General features: G+C 62.7%; 18 protein-coding genes. 10 read left to right on the top strand and 8 right to left on the bottom strand.

Features of this window, described 5'->3' with window-relative positions:
• Positions 1-2: 2 nt before the first annotated feature.
• From gspM to B5V02_RS05340, 8 genes are all read left to right on the top strand, one after another.
• Entirely contained in the window at positions 3-602 is a 600-nt protein-coding gene (gene gspM, locus B5V02_RS05375; RefSeq protein ID WP_111543149.1) for a type II secretion system protein GspM, read from the top strand.
• Positions 599-1,198, top strand: a complete 600-nt coding sequence (locus B5V02_RS05370) for a hypothetical protein (protein WP_245445715.1) — start codon at positions 599-601, stop codon at positions 1,196-1,198. The genes gspM and B5V02_RS05370 overlap by 4 nt, the downstream gene beginning before the upstream one ends.
• Positions 1,195-2,103: a type II secretion system protein GspK gene (locus B5V02_RS05365; RefSeq protein ID WP_111543148.1), complete on the top strand. Its 909-nt coding sequence runs from the start codon at positions 1,195-1,197 to the stop codon at positions 2,101-2,103. The genes B5V02_RS05370 and B5V02_RS05365 overlap by 4 nt, the downstream gene beginning before the upstream one ends.
• Positions 2,100-3,743 carry a GspE/PulE family protein gene (locus B5V02_RS05360; RefSeq protein ID WP_111543147.1) on the top strand — a complete coding sequence of 548 codons (1,644 nt, stop codon included), beginning with the start codon at positions 2,100-2,102 and terminating at the stop codon, positions 3,741-3,743. The genes B5V02_RS05365 and B5V02_RS05360 overlap by 4 nt, the downstream gene beginning before the upstream one ends.
• The gene (locus B5V02_RS05355; protein ID WP_111543146.1) at positions 3,743-4,960 is read left to right on the top strand and encodes a type II secretion system F family protein; all 1,218 of its coding nucleotides are present in this window, start codon (positions 3,743-3,745) and stop codon (positions 4,958-4,960) included. Before B5V02_RS05360 ends, B5V02_RS05355 begins: the two co-directional genes overlap by 1 nt.
• A complete protein-coding gene (locus tag B5V02_RS05350) occupies positions 4,957-5,430 on the top strand; it encodes a prepilin-type N-terminal cleavage/methylation domain-containing protein (protein ID WP_111543145.1) in 474 nt (157 codons plus the stop codon). Before B5V02_RS05355 ends, B5V02_RS05350 begins: the two co-directional genes overlap by 4 nt.
• Positions 5,427-5,798, top strand: coding sequence for a PulJ/GspJ family protein (locus B5V02_RS05345; RefSeq protein WP_111543755.1), 372 nt, complete (start codon positions 5,427-5,429; stop codon positions 5,796-5,798). The genes B5V02_RS05350 and B5V02_RS05345 overlap by 4 nt, the downstream gene beginning before the upstream one ends.
• 110 nt (positions 5,799-5,908) lie before the next feature.
• Positions 5,909-6,526 carry a general secretion pathway protein GspJ gene (locus B5V02_RS05340; protein WP_167458371.1) on the top strand — a complete coding sequence of 206 codons (618 nt, stop codon included), beginning with the start codon at positions 5,909-5,911 and terminating at the stop codon, positions 6,524-6,526.
• A gap of 36 nt (positions 6,527-6,562) precedes the next feature.
• Here B5V02_RS05340 and gspG read toward each other — a convergent pair whose 3' ends face one another.
• The 4 genes from gspG to B5V02_RS05320 form a co-directional block, all read right to left on the bottom strand.
• Positions 6,563-7,039, bottom strand: a complete 477-nt coding sequence (gene gspG / locus B5V02_RS05335) for a type II secretion system major pseudopilin GspG (RefSeq protein ID WP_245445713.1) — start codon at positions 7,037-7,039, stop codon at positions 6,563-6,565.
• Entirely contained in the window at positions 7,039-7,533 is a 495-nt protein-coding gene (locus B5V02_RS05330; protein ID WP_111543143.1) for a prepilin peptidase, read from the bottom strand. Before B5V02_RS05330 ends, gspG begins: the two co-directional genes overlap by 1 nt.
• 2 nt (positions 7,534-7,535) lie before the next feature.
• Positions 7,536-9,659, bottom strand: coding sequence for a type II secretion system secretin GspD (gene gspD, locus B5V02_RS05325; protein WP_111543142.1), 2,124 nt, complete (start codon positions 9,657-9,659; stop codon positions 7,536-7,538).
• Between the two features lie 231 nt (positions 9,660-9,890).
• Positions 9,891-10,322 carry a hypothetical protein gene (locus B5V02_RS05320; protein WP_111543141.1) on the bottom strand — a complete coding sequence of 144 codons (432 nt, stop codon included), beginning with the start codon at positions 10,320-10,322 and terminating at the stop codon, positions 9,891-9,893.
• 653 nt (positions 10,323-10,975) lie between these two features.
• Between B5V02_RS05320 and B5V02_RS05315 the strand changes: the two genes are divergently transcribed.
• Both B5V02_RS05315 and B5V02_RS05310 read left to right on the top strand, forming a co-directional pair.
• Positions 10,976-12,043, top strand: coding sequence for a pyridoxal phosphate-dependent aminotransferase (locus tag B5V02_RS05315; RefSeq protein ID WP_245445711.1), 1,068 nt, complete (start codon positions 10,976-10,978; stop codon positions 12,041-12,043).
• A 33-nt stretch (positions 12,044-12,076) separates the two neighbouring features.
• The gene (locus B5V02_RS05310) at positions 12,077-12,982 is read left to right on the top strand and encodes an allantoinase PuuE (RefSeq protein WP_111543140.1); all 906 of its coding nucleotides are present in this window, start codon (positions 12,077-12,079) and stop codon (positions 12,980-12,982) included.
• A gap of 38 nt (positions 12,983-13,020) precedes the next feature.
• Here B5V02_RS05310 and B5V02_RS05305 read toward each other — a convergent pair whose 3' ends face one another.
• The 4 genes from B5V02_RS05305 to B5V02_RS05290 all read right to left on the bottom strand — a co-directional run bounded on the left by B5V02_RS05305 (position 13,021) and on the right by B5V02_RS05290 (position 19,350).
• A complete protein-coding gene (locus tag B5V02_RS05305) occupies positions 13,021-13,923 on the bottom strand; it encodes an SMP-30/gluconolactonase/LRE family protein (RefSeq protein ID WP_111543139.1) in 903 nt (300 codons plus the stop codon).
• A gap of 116 nt (positions 13,924-14,039) precedes the next feature.
• A complete protein-coding gene (locus B5V02_RS05300) occupies positions 14,040-16,460 on the bottom strand; it encodes a GcvT family protein (RefSeq protein WP_111543138.1) in 2,421 nt (806 codons plus the stop codon).
• 152 nt (positions 16,461-16,612) lie between these two features.
• Positions 16,613-18,268: an ABC transporter substrate-binding protein gene (locus B5V02_RS05295; protein ID WP_111543137.1), complete on the bottom strand. Its 1,656-nt coding sequence runs from the start codon at positions 18,266-18,268 to the stop codon at positions 16,613-16,615.
• A 194-nt stretch (positions 18,269-18,462) separates the two neighbouring features.
• Positions 18,463-19,350, bottom strand: a complete 888-nt coding sequence (locus tag B5V02_RS05290) for a LysR substrate-binding domain-containing protein (protein WP_111543136.1) — start codon at positions 19,348-19,350, stop codon at positions 18,463-18,465.
• Between the last annotated feature and the right edge of the window lie 129 nt (positions 19,351-19,479).

The raw sequence follows: 19,479 nt of genomic DNA, 5'->3' as shown, positions 1-19,479 counted from the left end.
CGATGCTCTCCGCCATCGTCAACACAAGCCCCCTGGTCCGCCGCCTGATTGCGCTGACAATCGCGACGGTGACGGCCTGTGTCCTGGCCTGGGCGGTGTTCGCGGCATTCGATAGCGTCGCCTCGGCGCAAGCCGAGATCGAGGAAAAGCGCGAGCTTCTCGGCCAGTTGCAAAGCGTGGCGGCGCTGGCAAAGCGCCTCGACAGCACCGCCAGCCCCGTGGCCGCGGCAAATCCCGAGTTTCTCACCGGCGAGAGCGAGGCGATCATTCGCGGTGGGCTGCAGACCCGGCTGAACGCGATTGCCACAGCCAACGGAGTGAACGTGCTGTCGGCCGGCAATGCGCCGGTGCTCAGCGAGGCCGGCGTCGATTTCATCGGGCTGCGAGCCAATCTTTCAGGGCCGCTGGAGGGCATTCACAACGCCGTTCTCGCCATCGAAACGTCGCTTCCGGTGCTGTTCATTCGCGAGGCCACCTTGCGCACGACCGATGTCGGACCGGTCGCCGGGCGCAGCGGCGACCCGGAGATCTTTGCCGAGATCCTGTTTTACGGCCCGCTGCAAACGCCGGTGGCGCCGGCACCCGGTGGGGTCAAGCCATGACCCGGAAATTCGCCGGCCTGGCGATTGCGGGGCTGATCGCGGCCCTCGTCCTGGTCAATGTCGCGCTCTACGACACGCCGGTCGACATCTCGCAGGTCGCTTCCGGAAAGGGACATGACGGCGGCCTGGCCTCGGCCGCGGGCTCATTGCAGTTTCCCGAGGCCGGCAATTTCAGCGAGACGTTCGAGCGGCCGCTGTTCACGCCGACGCGCCGGAAATTCGTGGCCCCGCCGGCCGGCCCGCCGCCGGTTGAGGTTGTCGCGGCCGCCGTCGAACAACCGCCGGCGCCGCCACCGCCCGAGGCAGCACCCGCCATTGCGCCTTCGCTTCTGGGCATCAGCATCCACGGCGGAACGGCGAAAGCCCTGCTGCGCGTCGCCGGAAGCGAAACCGCGATCTGGTACGGCAGTGGCGAGACCGTCGACGGCTGGACGGTGTCGGCGATCGACAAGGATCAGGCCGTACTGGAACGGGGTGGCAAGGTGGCGCGGGTTCCGCTTTATCCGCCATGGAAGAATGCCCCGCCGCCACCCCAAAAGGCCCGGCTACCAGCCCCGAATGTCCCGCCACCAGCCACAAATGAACCGCAACTATGAGCGACCGCCACAAAAGCCCAAACGCGGGCGGCGAAAGCGCCAGCAGCGGCTTTTCGCTGGTCGCCGTGCTGGTGTTCATGCTGATCGTCTCGGCAATCGTCGTCCCCTTCGCCGTGACGGCAAGAACGCGGCTGATGATCGCCAACAACGAGGTCGAACAGGAACGCCTGTGGCTGCTCGCTGAAGGCCTCGGCAATGTGGTTGCGAGCGAATTGACCGGCGGCTCGGGGGCGAAAAAATTTCCGCTGGATTTTACACCCTCCGCGTGCCGGGAGGGCGATTTCAGCTTCGATGTGCGCATCCAGGATCATGACGGGCTGATCGATCTCAATGCCGCCGACGACCAATTGCTGGCGCTTGGTTTCGCATCGCTCGGCTTCGAGCGGCAGACGGCGCAAGCGCTGGCCAAGGCCGCGATCCGGTTTCGCGACAACGCCAAGTTGTTCGCCGGCCAGCCCGGTCCCAGAAGCGCCGTCGGGCCGCCCGAAGACAAGCAGGCGCCGTTCGAATCGGTGTCCGAACTGCAGGAGTTTTCGGCACTTGCGTCGACGCCCCTGCAGACCCTCCATGCTGTTTTCACGGTCAACTCGAAACGCGGCACGATCAGCGCCGATCGTGCGCCGAACCGTCTTCGTGCTGCTCTTGCCGGGGGTAGCAGCGCTTCGGTCACCGAAGCGGCGGCCGATGCATCGGCCTACACGGTCGACGTGGTCGTGAGGCGCGACGATTCGGGGATCACAGCCGAAGCCGGCTTCATCATCGAGACGTCTCCGGTCAGCCCCACGGCATTCCAGCGCGCCTCCCGAAGCCCGGTCACTGCCTTGCCGCCAGCCGCCGCCACAACCGACTGCGAGGTGCTTTTCGGCGCCGAGGCGGCGCGGATTCTGCGCGGGTGGAGCTCATGAACGCTGCCGCCCAGACCCAGGGGATCGAGGCGTTCCTTGCCTTTCTCGAGGGCGAGAAAGTGCTGACCGCGCACGCGGCCCAGCGGGCTTTGGGGGCATCGCGAACGTCTGGACACCCGTTCGATACGGTGATGACCGAACTCGGCCTGATCGGCGAGCAGGAGCTTGCCAACAGCCTCAGCCGCTACCTGAACGCACCGACGCCGGTCGAGATTCCCGAACAGGTTAGCCCCGAAATGCTGGCAGGCGTGCCGCTGGCCTATCTGCGTGAAAACGCGATCCTGCCGCTGCAGATGGATGCCGAGCGGCTGGTTGTCGCCGTGGCCGACCCGTTCTCGTCGGCAACCATCGACGCGCTCGCCTTTCATTATGAGCGGACACTGGCGCTGCGGATATTGCCAAGGCGCATGATTGCCGAATGCATCGACCGCATCGAGCATTCGGCCCTGGCGGCCGTTTCAAATGGCGGCAACAGTGGCGAAACCCTGGATTTCGGTCCCGACGACCTCGAACGGTTGAAGGATTTTGCGCGTGAGGCGCCGATTGTCCGCTTCGTCGCCGAGACCATCCACAAGGCGGTCGATGCGAGAGCCACCGACATTCACATCGAGCCGCTCGAGGATCACGTCCGCATCCGCTTCAGGCATGACGGCATGCTGTCCACCGTCGACACCGCATCGATTGCGATGCTGTCCGGCATCTCCACCCGCATCAAGATCCTGTCGCGGCTCAACATTGCCGAACGGCGCCTGCCGCAGGACGGACGCATGCGCATTGCCGTGCGCGGCCGCGACGTCGACCTGCGCGTCTCGGTCATTCCGTCGATTCACGGCGAAGCCATCGTGCTTCGAATCCTCGACCGCGCAGGCGTCGAATTGCGGTTGGAGAAACTGGGTTTCGACGGCGCCGCGCAAGCGAAAATCCGCAGCATGTCGCAATCCGCCAACGGCATCGTGCTGATCACCGGGCCGACCGGAAGCGGCAAGACGACGACGCTCTATTCCATCCTCGCCGAGCGTTCGCGCCCGGATGTCAAGATTTTCACCGTCGAGGACCCGGTCGAATATCGCATGGCCGGCATCACCCAACTGCAGGTCAATCCGGCGATCGATCTCGACTTTGCCGCCGCCCTGCGTTCGATCCTGCGGCAGGATCCCGATATCATCCTGCTCGGTGAAATTCGCGATCGCGAGACGGCGCAGGTCGCGGTCCAGGCGGCCTTGACCGGCCATCTGGTGTTTTCGACCCTCCACACCAACAGTGCCGCGGGCGCGCTGACGCGCCTTCGCGATATGGGCATCGACGGCTATCTGCTCGGCGCGACGATCAGAGGCGTCATCGCACAGAGGCTGTTGCGCCGTATCTGCCCGACCTGCGGCGGTGCGGACCAAACTGTTCCGGCCTGCCGCACTTGCAACGGCTCCGGCTACAGCGGGCGCACGGTGACCTACGAAATGCTGCAGGTGTCGCCGCGCATCGCCGAACTGATCGACCAGGGTGCCGGCGAAATGGAGATCGGGAAAATTGCCGCCGAAGACGACCTCGTGCCGATGTCGGTCCACGCAACCGCACTTGCCCGATCGCAGGTCACCACGATGGACGAAGTCCGGCGTGTCATCGATCTCGCGGGAGGTGGCTGATGCCGGCCTATGCCTATCGCGCCTATCTCGTCGACGGCAGCACCGAGACCGGCGTTCTCGATGCGTCGACCAAGCAGGATGCCGCCCGCAAACTGGCGCAGCAGGGCCGCCGTTCCTATCATCTTGCCCCGGTGAACGGCGAAAGGCAGACGCTTCGCCTGCCGGGACGCAGCGCGCTGACGTTTACCCGCAGGGTCGATCTCAGCCGGCTGTTTTCCGAGCTTTCGGTGCTTTTGAACGCCGGTTTCACGGTCGACCGTGCCTTGAACGCGGTTATCTCGGGCCAGGCCAACCACCAGCGGCGCCAACAGCTGCAATCGGTGCTCGATCTCACGACGGGCGGCCGGCCGATCGCCGAAGCGTTTGCCGGCCTGCCGGGCATCACCTCCGACGTTGCCGCCTTGCTCGCCAGCGGAGAGCGCAGCGGCAAGATGGCCTATATATGCCAGCGGCTGGCGGATACGTTCGAGGCAACGGCCAAGCGCCGTGCGGCAATCGTCGAGGCCCTGGCCTATCCGGCTTTCCTGCTCATGGTCATGAGCGGCGCGCTGGTCATTCTGGCGACGGTTCTGGTGCCGGCGCTGGAACCGATCTTCGAAGGCTCATCCGCTCCCAAGCCGTTCACCATGACCATGCTTTCGGCGCTCGGCACGGTGTTCAGGGACTATCCGTTCGTGTTCCCGCTGGCGGCGGTCCTGGGCCTGCTTTCCTATCTTTTCCTGTCCCGGTCCGCCGGTGCCAGAAAACAGTTTTCGCATTGGCTGTTGAATATCCCTTTGATCGGCCCGCTGGTCAGGGATGCCGTGATCGCGCGCTACCTGGAAACGCTTGCGCTGCTGCTCGGCAATGGCGTGGCGATGACCGAGGCGCTTGGCCTGGCCGCCAACGTTTCCAGACAGAGTTCACTCGCGGCAAGCTTTGCCACGATCGAAGAAACCGTCGCAAATGGCGCCCGCCTGCATGGCGCGATCGTCAAGGCGGGGATTTTCGACAACGCGACGATGTCGCTGGTCGCGCTCGGCGAAGAGGCGAATGCCCTTCCGGTGGTGCTCGATCGCGCCGCGAAAATGCTTCAGCTGACGCTGTCGCGACGGATCGATACGGTGCTGAAGCTGTTGACGCCGGCGCTGACGATTTCGCTCGGTTTTCTCGTTGGCAGCCTGGTCATTTCGGTGATGACCACGATCCTCAGCATCAACGATCTGGCGCTGCAATGACCGCCGCGCCGAGAGCCGGCGCACCGGCAGACGCAACGGCCGGATTTACCCTGGTCGAAATGCTGGTCGTGCTGGCGATCATGGCCCTTGTCGCGGCCATCGCCGCACCGGGGCTCGTCAGCAATTATCGTACCAAGAACCTGGAGACGCTGGCCGGCGAGATCACCATGCGGCTGCGCCTGTCGCGCACATCGGCAATCGCCACCGCCAGCCCGAAGCAGGTCGTTGTCGATCTCGGCAGTCGCGTCATCCGTTTTGGCGAGCGAGATAGTGTCGCTCTGCCGGACGATGTCAAAATGACCGTAATCACCGGCCAGGAGACCGTCGTCGCTGGTCGGCAGACCGTCCTGACCTTCCTTCCCGATGGCAGCGCTTCCGGTATGGACATTTCCCTGCAGCAAAAGGGACGGACCACGCGCATCGCGGTCAACTGGCTGACCGGGCTTCCAACGTGGCGCGCGCTGCCATGACCGAGCCATCGTCGCAGCCCTCCTCCGAAGACGGATTCTCGATCCTCGAGATGATCGTCGCCATGACCATCCTGGCGCTTGTGCTGGGCATCGCCAGCCAGTCGATAGTGCTGGCGAGCCGCAGCATCGCCGCGGCCAAGCGCCAGGTCGAAGCCGCCAGGACCGTGCGCGTGATGCTGGCCGACTACGAAGCCCAAGTCCAACCCATGGCGCAAACCACGACGCAACCCGGCTGGACCCTGAAGACCCGCACGATAGACGTGTCGAAGGCGAAGGTGACCGCTGTTCTCATCGAGAAGAGCGGTGGAGCGTTTCCAGGCGGGCCGTTTTTGACCTTCGTGCCCGCGCAGGACGCGGCTGCCCCATGAGCGGTCTGCTCTTCCGCGCTCGTTCCAAGGTCCGCGCCGTCTGCCGACAGGAACGTCGTCCAGGCGCCTCTCTGCCAGACGCCAGATCGCCGCCGGGACCATTAGCATCGGTGGAGGGATTTGCGCTCATCGACGTGCTAGTCGGGCTGGCCCTGATCGGCGTGATCACATCGCTGATGATGGTCTTCTTGAGCCAGGCCCGAACGATGATGCGCATCGAAAAGGCAACCGAATTCCAGATGGAGATCGATGCCGTATCGCGGTTTCTGGAAACGGCAATCAGCCACGCCGAGCCGTTGCCCTTGTCCAGATCGTCGCCGGACATGGTGCTTTATCTCAACGGCGACAGTGCCCGGATTGAATTCAACGCCGTTCAGGCGATCGGCTTCAAATCCTCCGCACTGCGCGAAATTGCTGTTTCGCTTGGCGATGGTGGCCAGGCCGGAGGCGCGCTGGCCATTGTCCAGAGAACACGACGCGGCAGCGAACCCGGCGCGTCGACGCCGAGCGAACCGGTGCGGCTGATCGGCGGTGTAAGCGCCATGAGATTCGAATATCTCGACAGTGCGGCGGCACCCTCATCGTGGTCACCAAGCTGGAAAGCGCCGCGGCGCCTGCCCGCCGCCGTGCGGTTCACCCTCTCCGTTCTGCGGGATGGTGCTGCCTATTCGGCGACAGGTTTTGCACGCCTCGACCTGGCAAATGCCCAGGTGCCGCGCACGAAATGAAGACCTCGTTCCTGTCGGAATGAAGTCCTGGTTCCGTCAGTTGGAGACGTCCTGGTCTTCGCCGGTTCCGTCCGGCTTGCCGTCTTTTCCGAAGGTGCGGATGATCACGCCGCTCGCATCGGCCTTCACCTCGTAGAAATAAGGCTTCCCCCACGGATCCTTCAGGCCGGTAGTTCCCTTGAGATAGGGCCCGTTCCAACGCGCTTCGCCGGCGGGCGCCGTGACCAAGGCCGAGAGCCCCTCTTCGGCGGTCGGGTATTTCGCGTTGTCGACATAGTAGAGTTCGAGCGCGCTTTCGATGTTGCGAATTTGCGCCTTGGCGGCGTTGGTCCTGGCCGCGCCGAGATAGCGCAGAACCTGTGGCGCGGCCAGCGTCGCGATCAAAGCGATGATGGCGAGCACGACCAGAAGCTCGACCAGGGTGAAGCCGCTCTCGCGATCGTCGCTTTCACCGACAGATTTTCTGGTGCGGCCGGGTTTTTCCAAAGGTTTGATAAAGCGCAGAGTGATCATCAGAGCAGTCCCATGTTCAAACCTGCAAATTGCTCCAGCGCCCAACTGCAGCCGAGGCCGATGGCGATAAACGGGCCGAAGGCAACACGGGCCCGCGCTGCTGCCGGCCCTGTCGCAAGCACTTGCCCACCGACGAACAGCAGAGCGCTGGCGCTGGCGATGAACAGCAGCACCGGCAGCAGCAGCGGGCTGATCCAGCATGCCGCGGCGGCCAGCATCTTGACGTCGCCGAGGCCGAGACCAATCCTGCCGGTCATCAGGAAATGACCGCGCCGGATCAGCCAGGCAGCGGCAAAAGTCGCGGCAGCAAACAGGAGCCGCAGCAGCAGGCCGTCCGCCTCCGTCGCCATCTGATAGCCAAGGCCGATGGTGGCCAGAGCCAGGTTGAGCCCGTCCGGGATGATCTGCCTGCGGAAATCGGCGATCGAGATCGCGGCGAGAACCGCCGCCAGGGCGACCGTGGCAGCCAGCACGAGAGATGGGTACGCAGCCATCGTCAATACGCCAGCCTCTTCAGATCCTGTTGCAGCTTGGTGCCGCCGCGCCGCTTCTGGATCGGCGTCTGCAGGCTGATCTTGCCGCGGAATTCGTCAGTCACTTCGCGGGCTTCGTTGATGTCACGGACAACATGCGGCCGGATGAAGATGATCAGTTCGGTGCGTCCGATACTGTCCGTCTTCTGCTTGAACGCGTTGCCGATAATCGGGATATCGCCGAGGATAGGCACTTGGGTGCGGTCGACATTGTTGCGCGACTGGATGAGGCCGCCCAGCGCCAGGCTCTCGCCGTCATTGACCAGAACGCGTGTCTGGATCTTGCGCTGCTGGATGGTCGGTGAATCGATGCCGGAGCTGGTCGTCTTGGTCACATTGCTGACCTCCTGCTCGATGTCGAGCATGACCCTGCCGGCATTGTTGATGCGTGGCGTCACCGTCAGGATGACGCCGGTGTCCTTCATCTCGACCGAGACGACCGGCGAGCTGCCGAGGGTCTGGTCCACCACTTGCCTTGTGGCGATCGGCACCTGGTCGCCGACCTGCAATATCGCCTTCTGGTTGTTCAGGGCCATGATGGTTGGCGCCGAGATGACATTGACGTCGGTGATGCTGGACAAGGCGTTCAGCGTCACCTGGATGTTGTCGGTTGCGTAGCTCCAGTTGAAGCCGGGCAGTGCTGCCGCGGCGGCTCCCTTTGCCACGTCGGACAGCGAGATCTTCATGCCGCCATTCTCGAAGAACCAGCGCAGGCCGTATTTCAGCTCGTCGTTGAGCGTGACTTCGGCGATGACGGCTTCCAGCATGACTTGCGTAGGCAGAACGTCGACCTTGGCCAGGATCTGTTCGATGCGTTCGTAGTCGCGCGCCGTGGTCTGGATCAGCAACGCATTGTTTTCGATATCGGCGACGACCGTGGCGTGGGCGGGCGGCTGTCCGTCCTGCGGGGGCAGCGAAGGCGACGGCCCGGTCAATGGCACCGGCGTGACGCCATCCGATTGCATGGCGATCGGGGTCTGGTCGGGCGACACGTTCGAGCCGCCCGAGTCGCCTTCGGTCTTGACGGTGGTGCCGAGAACGGAGCTCAGCACCGCGGCCAGTTCCTTGGCCGGGCGGTTCTGGATCTGGTAGACGAAAAGCTGGCTTTCATTGGTCTCGGCCAGTCTGTCGAGCTTGTTGATCCAGGTCGCCGCACGGGCGAGATAGGCCGGGCGCGAAGTGATCACCAGCACCGAATTCAGCCTGTCGTTGGGGATGAACTGGATAAGTTTGGCGCCCGGCCCGTCCTTGGTGCCGAAGATCGAATCGAGTTCGGCGGCAACCGCTTCCGGTTTGGAGGTCTTCAGCGGATGCAGCGCCACCGACATGCCGCGCATCCAGTCGACGTCGAACACCGAAACCGCTTCGCGAATGGCATTGAGGTCGCTGTCATTGCCGGCGACGGTGATCAGGTTGCGGGTGGAATCGACCCGCAGCACCGAGCCCTGGCGGGTGATCGGTTCGAGAATGGTCTTCATCTCGTCGGCGGCGATGAATTGCAGTTGCAGCACCTGCACCTTGACGCCGGGGCCGGACGGTGACGTCGACGGCACGCTGACCGGCGGTGTGCTGGACATGATTTCGGAAAGCGGCACGACCTGGTAGGTACCGGCTCGGTTGGTGATGCCGGCACCATTCACCGCAAGCGCCGATTGCAGGATGTCGACCAGCGCATCCTTCGACACCGGTTGCGAGGTCTGCAGCGTCACCGTGCCTTGCACGCGCGGGTCGACGATGTAGTTGAGGTGAAGCGCATCGCCAAGCACGGCCTTGGCCGCCTCGGCAATCGGCGCGTTGACCAGATTGAGCTCGAACTGGCCCGAGCCATCTGTCGTCACCTTGGTGACGGGGGCGCCGGAGGAGACGAACTGACCCGAGCCCTGGTATTGCGCGCCGTTAAAGCGCTGCGCCTGGCCGGCGGCCGACGTGACGGCGCCAGGCCCGGTGTATCCCGCCCGCAAGGGCGAGTTCCTGGCGTGCAGGCTGTCGATGGTTTCGGTGAAGAAGTCCTTGCCCGGCGCGGAGGTGCAGCCGGCAATCGCCAGCAGCGTGCACAACACGACGCGACCACTCGGCTTGCTCGACATCCACCCGATTCCCCTAGATTCCCAGTCTAGGGCTTCTTGCAAGCGGATGTTTGGAATGATGGGCGTATTTGGGGTCTATCCACAGGGTAGAGCAGCGCATAAAACGACAGCCGCGCGAACTTCTGCATGATCTTTTTTATCATGCCGTCTTCAGCTTGATCCAAACCGCGGTCAGGTGGGATCGTATCGCGGTCCTGGACACGCGACGATCCTCACCTCAAGCCGGCTAACTCAGTACATGATTCTTTGCTTCAACCATGTAAGGAATCCATTTCCTCCAAGTGTCTTGCGAACTCGCGCGGCGGCCCAATGCGCTTTCATGGTGGCGCCGACATGACAATCGCAGACGATTTCGTGCAGTTGCCAGTCGCTCAGTTTGAAGAAACGCCTGGCCTCGCCATACGTGTCATCTTTCAGGCCCGATGCGCGCAACACCGGGTCGTCGAAGGCAACGGCAAGTGCTGATCCGTCCCCACGCAGGCTGGCACGTTCCTCCAGGTGCAAATATTCGGTACCTGTAAACGCGGCAAGGCATCGCTCGGGATGTTGCTCCAGAAGTTCAGCCCAGCGTTCGAGGCGCTGGTTGCGTGTCATTGCCGAATACGCCGCCGAAGTTTCGATCTTGGCGACCGCATGCAGTTGATCGATTGTCTGATGTTTCATGGCAGGCTCCTGTCGAAAGAGAGGGCGAAGCGCGCCCACGCCTTTGAGGAAATTATCGCGCGGTGATGCTTCGACAAGAGCCGGAAGCCGCAGGAAGGAATCTATCTTTGGATGGCAAATCCCAGACATCCTGGGGATGTCGTTCTCATGGGACCATGACGAGATGTACATCGTCGGCATTTGCAAACACTTTCAAAGTGATGTCAGTCATTTGCTCCCCGCCGGGCGTGAAAAACGATTCCCTCCTCTACCTCGCCGAAGCGGAGGCACCCACCGGACGTCCTCGGCCATGACGACATCGACCAAGCCGAACTCTCTATTCGCGTGAAGCGTTGCCATGAGTGTTGATTCAATTGGCTTTTTCGGGGCCTGAATCATCAATTTTCCCGCATTGTTCCGCACGGTCTCGCGACCCGTGACGGCCCCGTGGCGGTCGGGACAACCACGCAGCAATAACACTCAGTCAAAAATGCCATCGTCCCTTTTCTATTTTCATGCGAACCACGCCTTGTCCCACAAGGGCCAGAATTTCGGAGCCATTGCGCGGCTAGTTTTTGCTTGTGAACGCGCCGGCGGATTGTAGCTTGCCCATGAGCCGGTCCGGCAGGGGCAGTTCGCGAGATGGCCGATAGCAAAATTCCCATGGACCAACCATGCCTCTGAAAGCTGCCGCGCATGTCGAGGCCATGTCCGCCTTTGCCTTGGCAAATTTCGGCGGCTACGACCGGCCAACCCTTGCCCAGAACGAGAGCGCTTTTCCGCCCAGCCCCAGGGCGATCGCTGCCGGCCAGGACGCGATTGCTCGCAGCCATCTCTATCCTGACCCGGACTGGACGGCGCTGCGCGAGGCGATCGCGCAAGCCTATGGTGTCGAGCCCAATCTGATCTTGTGCGGCGCCGGTTCGATGAACCTGATCAGCTGTACCATCGCAGCCTTTGCGGAACTGGGCGACGAGGTGCTGGGCACCTCCTATGCCTATAATTTCGTGGCCTCCGCCGCGGCGCGCGCCGATGCGGTCTATGTCAAGGCCGCGGAACGGGATTTCGCCGTTTCGGTCGACAGCATTCTCGCCGCTGTCACGCCGGCAACGCGGGTTGTCTTCGTCTGCAATCCCGGCAATCCGACCGGCACCCGCATCCGCAACGCCGAACTGGTGCGCTTGCGCGCCGCCTTGCGCGGGGATGTGCTGCTGGTGATCGACCAGGCCTATGGCGAGTTTGACGACCAGGATCCACGGCCTGTCTTTGCGCTTGTCGCACGTGGCGATACCGTCGTGCTGCGCACGCTTTCCAAAGCCTATGGCCTGGCTGGCGCGCGCGTCGGCTGGGGGTTGTTTCCGCCTTCGGTCGCGGCGCAAGTGCGCAAGATGCAGAACTCGAACCAGGTCACCACCGCAAGCCTCGCAATGGCGGTCGCGGCAGTGCAGGACGAGACTTACATGCGCGAAACGGTGGCCCGCACGGCCGGGATTCGCGACCGGTTCGCGCATGATCTGAGGGCTAACGGATATGATGTACCGGAAAGCCGGACGAATTTCGTGCTGATCCGCTTCTCCGACGCAGCCGCCGCGGAGGCCGCCGAGAGAGCCTTGCGCGGCGCCGATATCATTGTGCGCGGCCTGGGCGGTTACGGCCTCACGGACTGTTTGCGCGCGACGGTCGGCCCGCAAGAGATAATGGATCAGGCACTGCGCATACTGATCGACATGCACGGCGGATAGTTTTGGCGACCGCATTCGAGGGAGAGTTGAGAGATGCCATACCTGCCCGTCCGTGACTTCATCGGCTATGGCGACAAGCCACCTTCGGCCGCATGGCCCGGCGGCGCCAAACTGGCGCTCAACATCGTCGTCAACTATGAGGAAGGCGCCGAATACAGCATCGGCGAGGGCGACAACGTCTCCGAGGCGATCCTGTCGGACCTTGCCGTGTCGCCAGCGGTGCCGGGCCTGCGCAACCGCAATATGGAATCGCTCTACGAATACGGCTCACGCGTCGGCGTCTGGCGGCTGTTGTCGCTGTTCCAGGACAAGCAGATCATTCCGACCTTCTACGTCGTGGGACGCGCGCTGGAGCTCAATCCGGCCGCCGGCAAAGCGATCGCGGCACTTGGCAGCGATATCGTCTGCCATGGCTGGCGCTGGATCGACTACGCGGCGTTGACCGAAGACGAGGAACGCGACCATATCGCGATGACGGTCGACACCGTGCAACGGATCACCGGCATCCGTCCACTCGGCTGGTACACCGGTCGGCCCAGCCTCAACACGCGCCGGCTGGTGGTGGAGCACGGCGGCTTCCTGTTCGATTGCGACGACTACAATGACGACCTGCCCTATTTTGTCGAAGTCGGTCCAAAGCGTCATCTGGTCGTCCCGCACAGCTTCGACAACAATGACAGCCGGTTCTCGCGTGGCTCCGGCCTGGAGACCGGCGGCCAGTTCTTCGAATATGTCGGCGATGCGGTGGACTGGCTTCTGGCGGAAGGCGAAAAGACACCGCGCATGATGACGGTATCGCTGCACTGCCGGCTGGCGGCGCGGCCGGGCCGGATGGTCGGGCTGGCCCGCTTCCTCGACAAGATCAGGGCCAATCCCGATATCTGGATCTGCCGCCGCTCAGACCTTGCCCAACATTGGCTGGATCGGTTCGGCGGCTGAGGCGCGATCCGGCGGCACTGGCACCGCCGGCGAATATCCTACTTGTTCGGAACCTCGTAGACCTTGCCGTGCCAGGGCGCGGCGTCGATCTGGTCGAGCGCCATCACGTAGAGCACCTTCTCGTCCGGCCCGAAAGCGAAGTTCGGCATGGATGGCGATGGCACCGAGAGCGTGCGCAGCAGCTTCGCGTCCTTATCGACGACGATGATCTTGCCTGGCGCATCGAGCGAGCGCGGGCTCTGGCCGATATACATCTCGCCGGCCCTGTCCATCTTGATCCCGTCAGGCCAGATGTGCGGCTGGTTCGGGAACAGGTCGTCGAGGCGCAGGAAGACGCGGCGGTTGCTCAGGCTGTGGTCGGACTGGACATCGAACTCGATGATCCGATTGTCCTCGGTCTCGACCAGATACAGGATCTTGCCGTCGTTCGACATGACGAGGCCGTTGGCATTGTGCAGGTCACCGGCAACCTTCTTCACGCTGCCGTCCTTGCCGATGTAGTAGGCCGAGGCGTCGATCAGCGGACCGCCCTTGCCGGAACCGGTGAAATAGGTGCCGCCATCCTTGTCGGGTGCGAAGTCATTCGGGCCGCTGAATGGCTTGCCATCCGTGTCCTTGTCATAGGTCGGCAGCGTCTTGCCGTCGGCCGAGATGCGGCCGATCGTGTTGTTGTCGTAGCAGGTGACGAGGAACTCGCCGGCCGTGGTCGGCAGCACGGCCGACGGGCCGCAACCGTCCATCTTCCAGAAGATCTCGTTCTTCTTGCCGTCCCATACGCTGACCGTACCGCGGCCGTATTCGACGTAGTAGAGCTTGCCCTGGTACCAGATTGGGCCTTCGGCGAACCAGGCGTCGTCATTGATGACCTTCACATCCGCCGCGTGCGCGGATGATGTGAGGGCCAGGGCAAACATGGTGCCCAGCAGATGCCGTTTGATCATGCGATTCCCCTTTGTTTTCAGGCGGTTGAAATCTTCCCTGTGTCAGGTTCGCTGGCGTAACCCGCCAGCTTCGATTGTTCTGTCAGTTGGCCCGCCGATCGCCAGACGGTCCAGACCTACGCCCGCAGCCGCTTGCCCTCGGGGTCGAAGGGCGGCTGCTTCAACAGTACCGCGTCATGAGGTCTTCCCAGGATGGCGACCGTGACGACATCGCCTGCCTTGGCCGAGCCGGCTTTGACATAGCCAAGCGCCAGCGACTGCTCGACGAAATAACCATAGGCGCCTGAAGACACCTGGCCGATCGGCGTGCCGTCCGGCAGGAATATCGGCTCGCCGCCGGTCGCGTCGGCATCCCTGGCGTCGATCGACAGCATGATCAGCTCATCGCGCGCCGGCCTGTCGGCGACGGCGGCGTAGGCATCGCGGTTGAGGAATTCACCCTTGTCCATTTTGACAAGCCGATCGAACTTGACCTCCTGCGGCCAGTATTCGGGGGAATATTCCCGGCTCCAGCTGCCATATCCCTTTTCGACCCGCAGCGACATCAGCGCGCGCGAACCAACCGGCCCGGCACCGACTTCGCTGCCGGCCTTCAGCAAGGCACTGTAGAGCTCGATCTGGTTGGCGGCCGCGCAATAGAGTTCCCAGCCCAAGTCACCGGTGAACGAAACACGCAGCGCCACCACGTCGACACCAGCCACCGTGATCTGGCGCGAGCGCATGAACGCAAACGCCTCCGTCGACAGATCGGCATTGGTCAAGCGCTGCAGCAATTCACGTGATTTCGGGCCGGCGACGTTGAAGCCGGCCAGTTCCTCGGTGCGCGAACGGAACGTGGTGCCTTCAGGCAAAGGGACAGCCTTGAAGAACCTTTGGTGGAAGCGCTCGGCCATGCCGGAACCGAACACCATGAACTCGTCGTCGGACAGCTTTGTCACGGTAAAGTCGCCGGCAATGCCACCGCGCTTGCCGATCAGCGGCGTGAGACAGGAGCGCCCGATCTCCGTCGGCATGCGGTTGGCGAACAGCGCGTTGAGCCAGGCTTCCGCGCCGGGTCCCTTGACCTCGTATTTGGCAAAATTCGAAACGTCGATGATGCCCGCATGCTCGCGCAGCATGCGCGCCTCGCGTCCCACCGGTCCCCACCAGTTCTGGCGCGTGAAGCCGATCGTCTCCTCGCGCGGCTCGCCCTCGGCGGCGAACCAGAGTGGGTGCTCCCAGCCGAAATTGAGGCCGAAGACGGCGTTCATTCCCTTTTGCATGTCATAGGCAGGCCTGGTCCGGACCGGCCGTCCGGCGGCGCGTTCTTCGTTGGGGAAATGGATCTTGAAGCGGTGGCTGTATTGGTCCTGCACGCGGGCCTTGGTGAAAGCCTTGCCGGCCCAGTGGCCAAAGCGCGCCATGTCCCAGGCGAACATGTCGAGCGTAGGCTCGCCCTCGATCATCCACTCGGCCGCCAGCTTGCCCATTCCGCCCGACTGCGAGAACCCGGGAATGATGCCGTTGCAGCAGAAGTAGTTCTGCAACTCCGGCGCCGGGCCAAACAGCACGGCGCTGTCCGGCGACCAGATCATCGGCCCGTTGATCACTTTTTTGACGCCCGCGGTGCCAACCGCGGGAACACGGGCGATGGCGCGCATCATGTTGTCCTCGATGCGATCGAGATCGTCGGGAAAGAGTTCGTGGCCAAAGTCCAGCGGGGTCCCATCCTCTGCCCAGAACTTCATGTTGCGTTCATAGGCCCCGATGAGCAGCCCAAGCCCTTCCTGGCGCAGATAATACTCGCCATCGCGATCGGCGACAGAAGGCAGGCGGCGTCCCATCGCGGCGATCTCGGGAATGGTCTCGGTGACGAAATACTGATGCTCGGTGGGGATCAGCGGCAGGTGCAGGCCAGCCATCGCGGCGACCTCGCGGCCCCACAGGCCGGCGGCGTTGACCACCCATTGCGTGTGGATGTCGCCCTTCGGCGTGCGCACGATCCAGCTGCCGTCCGGCTGCGCCTCGGTGGCAGTGACCGGCGTGAAGCGATGGATCTCCGCCCCGCGCTGGCGGGCGCCGGCGGCATAGGCGGCGGTGACGCCGGACGGGTCGACATTGCCGCCTTCCGGCTCGTACATGATGCAGCGTATGCCGTCGAAATCGACCAGCGGGTGCAGCCGCTCCGCCTCATCGCGCGCGACCTCATAAAAGTTCATCTTGTAGCGTCGCGCCTTGGCCTCCTGCAGCCTCAGCTGATGCTCGCGCGCTTCGGTCTGGGCGAGATAGAGCGAGCCCGGCTGGAAGATGCCACAACCCTGCCCGGTCTCGCTTTCCAGTTCCTTGTAGAGCGCCATGGTGTAGTGCTGCAGGCGGCTGATGTTGGTGGAATCGTGCAGGCCGTGGATGTTGGCCGCCGCATGCCAGGTCGAGCCGGACGTCAGCTCGTTGCGCTCGAGAAGAACCACGTCGGACCAGCCGAATTTGGCCAGGTGATAGAGGATCGAGCAACCGATCAGGCCGCCGCCGATGACAACGGCTTGTGCATGAGTACGCATATCCAGATTTCTTCCCTTGGTGCGGCGATTTTTTTGTTCTGCGCTTTCGAAAAGCGCCTTGCAGGTTGTTAGGCTGGCTGGTCAATCGCAGTCGCCCGGCGACTTCAGGGCGCATCTTGCGCCTCTGAAGTCGTTGCTGTGATCAACCCAATCTATGCCTTGTCGAGCCAGACCTTCTCCAGTTGCAGTTCGAATGTCTGATGCATCTTGAGGTTCTTCACATAGGCGGCATGGTGGCGGTAGAGCGAACGCCAGAACGACTGAACCAGCACGCCTGAATCCTGCAACGTCCACTCGACATCCTTCATCAGCTCCTTGCGCTGGGCAGGATCGGCGACGGCAAGTGCAGCATTGAGCTTCTTGTCGAAATCCGGGTTGGCGTAGCCCGTTTCATTCCAGGCCTCGCCACTGCGATAGGCCAGCGCCAGCACCTGCACGCCGAGCGGCCGCATGCCCCATTCGGTGGTCGACCATGCATACTTCGTCCAGTCGTTCCAGAATGAAGTCCCTGGAATGATCGTGCGCTTCACCTTGAATCCAGCCTCGCGCATCTGCGCGGCGACGACATCGGCAGGGTCTTTGACATAGTCCGAATCGTAGGAAATGAGCTCGAACTCATGATCCATCTGGCCGGCCTCGGTCATCAACGCCTTGGCCTTGGCCAGATCGCGAGGCACTTTCGGCAGCTCATAATATTCCGGATGGATCGGGCAGACATGGTGGTTTTCGGCAACTTGGCCAAGGCCACTGTAGCCGAGCTTCAGCACCGTCTCGTTGTCGACCGCGAGCTGGATGGCGTTGCGCACCCGTTTGTCGTCATAGGGTTTGTTGGTCACATTGGTGCGCAGCACGATCGTTCCCGCGGTGACGACGGATTCCTTGACCAGGCCCATGCCATCATAGAGGTCCACGGTGCCGCCGACAGTCTGATAGTTGCAGTCGATCTCTCCGGCCTCGAAGGCGCTGGCGATGGCCGGGCTCGAAGCGTCCGTCCCGTAATCGGTCCAGTCGACACCGTCGAGATAGGTCTCGCCGCCGAACCAGGTGAAGTCCTTGCGGCGTCTCACTGAAGCCGACTCGCCAACCTTGTATGAGATCAGTTCGTAGGGGCCGGTGCCGGGCGTCTTCGTCATGTCGGCACCGTCCTTGTCGAAGTTGCGGTGGACGATGATTGCCGGATAATCCGCGAAGCCTGGAATGATGGTGACATCGGACTGGCCGCACTTCAGCTTGACGGTGTGGTCGTCGATCTTGGTGATGGCGCCGGCGGCCGCCTTCTTGGTGGCCGGGTCGATCAGCGTGGCCATGCGGCCGGCCATGGAATTGCCTTCGGCCGCCTTGTCGCACCAGCGCTCGATGTTGACGACGATGTCGTCGGCGTTGAGCTCGTCACCGTTTGACCACTTCACGCCCTTGCGCACATGCAGCGTATATTCGGTGGCGTCGTCGCTGACCTCCCAGCTCTCGACCAGATGGCCCTCGAAGGTGAAGTCGGTTGTATAGCGGATCATGTAGTCGTTGCACTGGCGCAGCACGTTGGCCATTTCCGACCAGTCCCACATGCGTGGGTCCTTCATATCCTTGATGATCATTTGCATCTTCAGAATACCGCCCTTCTTGCCCGGTTCCGGGGCCGCGGCCCTGGCCGGCGCGAGGCCGATCATCGAATAGGCGAACGCCGTCGAGGCGCCCATCGCACTCGCCATGGCGAGGAACTCGCGGCGGTCCAGCTTGCCGCTCCTGACTTCGTCTGCGTAGCTTTCAATGACTGCCGGCACGCGGTCACCGTTGCTCTTGAAAATCGACATCGTTGATTCTCCGGTTTGGGCTTTTTGCCCGTCACATTCCCCTTGCGACTGCGCATGTTAGGAGCGATGCAAAAATCCCGGAAGGGCTCGAACCCGAAGAAACCGCCGAAACCCGGCTGTTGAGACCTAAAAAAACGACGCCATTGGCGTGTCAAATTTTTGAGTTTGAGAGTATCCCAACTGCTGAAACAGCTCTAGGCGCCGTCCTCCTGCGCCCGCAAAAGAATCCATTCCCGCACAATGCGGGCGATGTTTCCCTTCGAAAGCTGGTTCTCGGTCAGGTAGTAATTCCAGGGGCTCGCAGGCCGGATCGGGAAGGGTTCGACGAGCAGTCCTCGCCGCAGATAGGCAAGGGCCAGCGACCGCTGCGTCGCGACCAGGCCAGCGCCCATCGCGGCCAGTTCAAGTGCGATGTTGGAGGCGTTGGTCGTCAAGCCCTTGTCGTAATCAGCCATGTCGACGCCAAGCGCCGACGTGACGACCTGCCAGTATTCCTGGCGGCCATGCACGAAGATCCAGTCCACCTTGAGAATATCTTCTGGCGCCTTCAGGGCATTCTCGCCATCCAGCAAGGCCGGTGCGCACAACAGAACCAGTTCGTCGTTCCAAAGCGGGACGCCGGCGGGCGGCCGGTCGTCGAAACGCCGTGTGGAAATGGTGATGTCGGCGATCTGCTCGGTGAGATCCTCCCAGATCGTGCCGTGCAGCACGATCTCGATCTCGGGGTGTTTCTTTCGAAACGCGGCCATGCAGCCGGCCAGCCAGTTCTCCGCCAGGCTCATTGGGCAGGAGATAACCACGGTGCGGTTGCGCGACGAGGTCACGATCGCCTCCGTTGCCTGGTCGATCTGATCGAGTGCCTGACGCAGGGTCGGCAGGAATGCCTCCCCCATTTCGGTGAGCTTGAGGCTGCGCGGATAGCGAATGAACAATCGGCGGCCGATGTAGTGTTCGAGCGCGCGGACATGTGTGCTGACCGCCGCCTGCGTGTATCCGAGTTCCTTGGCGGCCGTGGTGAAGGAGAGATGCCGGGCCGAACTCTCAAACGACCTGATATAGTTCAAAGGGGGTGGCGGCTTCATCGCTAACTCCTGCAACATGCACGAGATAGCTATCCCATAGAAGAGCCGACGTTCAATCATGCTGCGCGGCAAGACATGAATTTTTTTGGGCAAAGCCGCCGAACTAATTGCGTGAAAGCGCGATGAACC

This window comes from Mesorhizobium kowhaii, from assembly GCF_003253745.1.
Classification (GTDB): Bacteria; Pseudomonadota; Alphaproteobacteria; order Rhizobiales; family Rhizobiaceae; genus Mesorhizobium; species Mesorhizobium kowhaii.
This window is presented reverse-complemented; position numbering and strand designations above follow the sequence as displayed.

What these genes read in the sequence shown, in the direction of transcription:
- gspM (WP_111543149.1), top strand. Translation starts at nt 3, where the DNA reads ATGCTCTCCGCCATCGTCAACACAAGCCCCCTGGTCCGCCGCCTGATT.
- B5V02_RS05370 (WP_245445715.1), top strand. Translation starts at nt 599, where the DNA reads ATGACCCGGAAATTCGCCGGCCTGGCGATTGCGGGGCTGATCGCGGCC.
- B5V02_RS05365 (WP_111543148.1), top strand. Translation starts at nt 1,195, where the DNA reads ATGAGCGACCGCCACAAAAGCCCAAACGCGGGCGGCGAAAGCGCCAGC.
- B5V02_RS05360 (WP_111543147.1), top strand. Translation starts at nt 2,100, where the DNA reads ATGAACGCTGCCGCCCAGACCCAGGGGATCGAGGCGTTCCTTGCCTTT.
- B5V02_RS05355 (WP_111543146.1), top strand. Translation starts at nt 3,743, where the DNA reads ATGCCGGCCTATGCCTATCGCGCCTATCTCGTCGACGGCAGCACCGAG.
- B5V02_RS05350 (WP_111543145.1), top strand. Translation starts at nt 4,957, where the DNA reads ATGACCGCCGCGCCGAGAGCCGGCGCACCGGCAGACGCAACGGCCGGA.
- B5V02_RS05345 (WP_111543755.1), top strand. Translation starts at nt 5,427, where the DNA reads ATGACCGAGCCATCGTCGCAGCCCTCCTCCGAAGACGGATTCTCGATC.
- gspG (WP_245445713.1), bottom strand. Translation starts at nt 7,039, where the DNA reads ATGATCACTCTGCGCTTTATCAAACCTTTGGAAAAACCCGGCCGCACC.
- B5V02_RS05330 (WP_111543143.1), bottom strand. Translation starts at nt 7,533, where the DNA reads ATGGCTGCGTACCCATCTCTCGTGCTGGCTGCCACGGTCGCCCTGGCG.
- gspD (WP_111543142.1), bottom strand. Translation starts at nt 9,659, where the DNA reads ATGTCGAGCAAGCCGAGTGGTCGCGTCGTGTTGTGCACGCTGCTGGCG.
- B5V02_RS05320 (WP_111543141.1), bottom strand. Translation starts at nt 10,322, where the DNA reads ATGAAACATCAGACAATCGATCAACTGCATGCGGTCGCCAAGATCGAA.
- B5V02_RS05315 (WP_245445711.1), top strand. Translation starts at nt 10,976, where the DNA reads ATGCCTCTGAAAGCTGCCGCGCATGTCGAGGCCATGTCCGCCTTTGCC.
- B5V02_RS05310 (WP_111543140.1), top strand. Translation starts at nt 12,077, where the DNA reads ATGCCATACCTGCCCGTCCGTGACTTCATCGGCTATGGCGACAAGCCA.
- B5V02_RS05305 (WP_111543139.1), bottom strand. Translation starts at nt 13,923, where the DNA reads ATGATCAAACGGCATCTGCTGGGCACCATGTTTGCCCTGGCCCTCACA.
- B5V02_RS05300 (WP_111543138.1), bottom strand. Translation starts at nt 16,460, where the DNA reads ATGCGTACTCATGCACAAGCCGTTGTCATCGGCGGCGGCCTGATCGGT.
- B5V02_RS05295 (WP_111543137.1), bottom strand. Translation starts at nt 18,268, where the DNA reads ATGTCGATTTTCAAGAGCAACGGTGACCGCGTGCCGGCAGTCATTGAA.
- B5V02_RS05290 (WP_111543136.1), bottom strand. Translation starts at nt 19,350, where the DNA reads ATGAAGCCGCCACCCCCTTTGAACTATATCAGGTCGTTTGAGAGTTCG.